At 66.2% G+C, this 2538-nt stretch carries 1 protein-coding gene; it reads right to left on the bottom strand.

Translation table 11 applies throughout. The features are described 5' to 3' along the window. Positions 1–74: 74 nt before the first annotated feature. A complete protein-coding gene (ltrA, locus tag ACLQ24_RS29275; protein ID WP_425894970.1) occupies positions 75–1883 on the bottom strand; it encodes a group II intron reverse transcriptase/maturase in 1809 nt (602 codons plus the stop codon). Positions 1884–2538 lie beyond the last annotated feature (655 nt).

Raw genomic sequence — 2538 nt, 5'->3', positions numbered from 1 at the left:
GGTCGGGTAGCCCCGGCGCATTGCTGCGCCGGGGCCCCCTCAGAACCGTGCGTGCGACTTTCACCGCACACGGCTCAAGCAAGCCCCGAGGGCGTTGGGCTGGGCGGGGTTGCTGGGCCGCTGCCGGGGACGGGTTGCCGTCGTAGGCAGTCGGCGTGGATGAGACGGCGTTGTTCTTCGACCGGTGTGCCGTGTCCGGAGTTGACGATGATGTTTCCCGTGGTCATCGCCTTCCGGATGGTGCGCAGCCATTGTTCCCATTCGGTGGGGCTGTTCGGCTGCTGTCCGGCGTGCAGCAGGTAGTCCCCGCACCGGGGGCAGCGTCCGTGCTGGCGACGGAGTAGCCAGCGGTCGAGCCCGGTCAGCAGGGCGGGTCCCTTCGCTCGTCGGGTGGCCCAGTATCGGGTGAGAGCGGGGTCGTCTGGTGACGACCCGCCCTTGACGATCTGGTGCCGGTCGATTTTCGTCCAGGAGAACCTGCGGAGGTAAGCGCCGGTTTCCCGGTCGCCGAACACCCAGTTGTCCTGCCTGGCGGGGTTGAACCGGCCGAAGTACCGGGTGACGATCCAGTGCTTCGACTTGTTCTGGTGGCGGCGTTTGGCCCACTTGTAGGTGAGTTGCCACATGTAGTGTTCCAGCGTTGCGAATGTGTCGCTGGATACCGCCGTGCGGTAGTAGGCTGACCAGCCACGCACGATCGGGTTGATCGTTCGGATGACCTCCAACGCGCTGGCGCCGCGTAGTGCTCTCATCGAGCCGCGTAGCCGTTCCCGCAACCGTCTCACGGCCGTTTTGCTGGGAGTGGTCAGGGCTATATCGCCGTATCGGCGGACGGTGAATCCGAGGAAGTCGAACCCATCATTGACGTGGACGATGCGTGTCTTGTCCTCGTTGAAGGTCAGACCCCTCGGCGTCAGCCAGGCGGCCAACCGCGCCTTGACCTGTTCCGCGCGTTCGCGGCTGTCGCACAGGGCGACCAGGTCGTCGGCGTATCTGACCACTACCACGGGGCACCGCTTGTCGATCTTCACTCGCCCATCGGTGCGACCTTCGTAGTGGACCCCTGCGGCCTGTTCCATCCCGTGCAGGGCAATGTTGAGCAACAGCGGACTGATCACCCCGCCTTGAGGTGTTCCCTCATCGGTCGGGGCGAACCGGCCTTGATCAACCACACCGGCTCGCAGCCACGCGGCGATCCGCGTCCGCGCGGGGAAGGCACCCAGCGCTGCCAGGAGGTGATCGTGGTTGATGCGGTCGAACGCCGCCGCCAGGTCCGCGTCGAGGACCCACGTGCGCTTGGGGTTCTTCCCCTTGACGACCTCGTGGATGGCCTCGATCGCGTCGTGGCAGCCGCGGCCGGGCCGGAATTCGTACGACCTCGGCTCGAACCGCGCTTCCCACTCCGGCTCCAGCGCGTTGAGAGTCCGGGCTTGGAGCACCCGGTCAACGATCACGGGTATCCCGAGTGGACGCCGCTTCCCGTTTGCCTTGGGGATGTACACCCGCTTGACCGGCAGGACGGACCAGCCGCAGGCGTGGCGGTCAACCCACCGCGCCAGATCCGCCTTGTCCCCGGCGGTCAGCGCAAGCCGACCGTCGATTCCCGCCGTCATGCGGCCAGCGTTGATCTCCGTGACCCGGCGCACGCTGACCAGCGTGTTCGCCCAGGACCGCAGCATCAACTTCTGCAAATTACGAACCTTGCGCAGATCCCCTGCCTTCGTCGCCGTGAAGATTCGCTGCCGCAGACGCCGGACGCTGTCCTCGACGGTCCGCCAATCCACGGCGTCCCAGTCGACGACCTCGCCCTCAGATCCGTTCACCACACCGCCCGAAGACGTCATGGCGTCCAACTTGTCCATCAGTTGCAGCATCGTGAGCATCGCCCCTTCACAGGCTCACCTGGTCCACGTCAGCACCCTTTCGGGTCCGGGCAGCAGCCCGTATCCGGCCGGTTGGCCAGGGACGGCTGGGTGACAGACCAGCCAAAAAAAACGCCCCGGTTCCCGGTGCCTTTCGGCCGCCGGCATTCGCTTCTTGGACCATCCTGTCCCGCCAAGGCATCGACTTCCCTTACGGTGATCTACCGGCCGCAAGGCAGCGACCGGACCCGGACGGGGTTTCCACGTTCCGCGCGGGCAAGACCCGGCTGGGGTGGGTGCCTCCTCTACCCCGAGGGCGACGGTGTCCACACGACCGGCATTTCCTCCCCGGCCGCCGCCTGCCGCTCTCCCACGGCCAGCCCTTCTCAGACGCCCGGCCACACACGCCATCCCGGACGCCACCGGTTCACGAGGCATACAGAGGTTCACATCCATTCACCCGTCCAGCCTTCCCCTCACCCGTAGTCCCCGGACAGCACGGGAACCCTTCGGCTTGAACCCCGAGCTCCGCACCCAGCCGTTACCAGCCACGCACATCGGGGCGGGGACGGACCATCGGACACTGGCCCGGAATCACACCATCGACAACAACCTCCGATCCATCACACGGTGTATCCACTTGCGCCGCGCGACCTCGTGTCGCACGGAAACTGAC

This window comes from Micromonospora sp. DT4 (assembly GCF_049841675.1).
Taxonomy (GTDB): Bacteria; Actinomycetota; Actinomycetes; order Mycobacteriales; family Micromonosporaceae; genus Micromonospora.
The sequence above is the reverse complement of the archived record's forward strand: the minus strand, read 5'-3'. Positions and strand labels throughout refer to the sequence as shown.